Annotated in this window: 1 protein-coding gene; it reads right to left on the bottom strand. The window is 44.0% G+C overall.

What is annotated here, in order from left to right; translation table 11 throughout:
• Positions 1 to 598, bottom strand: a 598-nt coding sequence (locus GCA01S_RS19810; protein WP_255212254.1) for an IS200/IS605 family accessory protein TnpB-related protein, incomplete at its 3' end; no start/stop codon positions are given.
• Between the last annotated feature and the right edge of the window lie 132 nt (positions 599 to 730).

The following is a 730-nucleotide window of genomic DNA, read 5'->3' as shown; positions in this document are numbered from 1 at the left end:
CATTGTGCAGGATATTCCATAATGACCATTCATGTTCCTCTTTGAAGTTCTCTATCTTTTTTAACATCATACCTAGATATTGCCGTTGTTTTGTTCCGCTTTTCGATTGCTTGTAGGATTCTTCCATCGACCCTAACACGGCAATCAAATGGCGCTTCACTTTCGTTTTTATGATGTGAATGAGTTCTTTTGGCAATCGTTCCTGATACCCTAATCCCCGTCTGCCAATCACCAAAGCGGCACTTTCACGGACGGATAAATCATACTTTTTCCTATACTTGAAACGTCCGATGACGCTGGTATACGCCGGATTCACTTTTTTGACGCGAAACCCAAGCCGTAAGCCCCGACGGACGATCATTTCCGTCAGCTTTTTCTTTTTAAAATTATGGGTGAGGCGATTGAATCGTTTGTCTGTATCATGCTGCTGTCTTAGTTGAATGTTTTCGATGACCACTGCCCCAACGTTTTCTTGAAGCAGCCAGTCATACACATCTCGTACGGTTTCTCCAACGATGTTGTTTCGTTTATCCGCTCGCACATATTCGAGTTCATGACAGTAAAACACTTTTGATTGGATGAATTTTCGCCTGCACATCCTCCAAACGCGTTGGAAGCAACTCACGTTGAGAAGAAATCAGTGATTGAACAAGCAAGACCGCATCTTCGGCATACCGTTTGTTAAGCCGAAATTGGTGCGGGAGGTGCTTGATGATGTCTTTTGCGCCCC

It is taken from the genome of Parageobacillus caldoxylosilyticus NBRC 107762, from assembly GCF_000632715.1.
Classification (GTDB): Bacteria; Bacillota; Bacilli; order Bacillales; family Anoxybacillaceae; genus Saccharococcus; species Saccharococcus caldoxylosilyticus.
The sequence above is the reverse complement of the archived record's forward strand: the minus strand, read 5'-3'. Positions and strand labels throughout refer to the sequence as shown.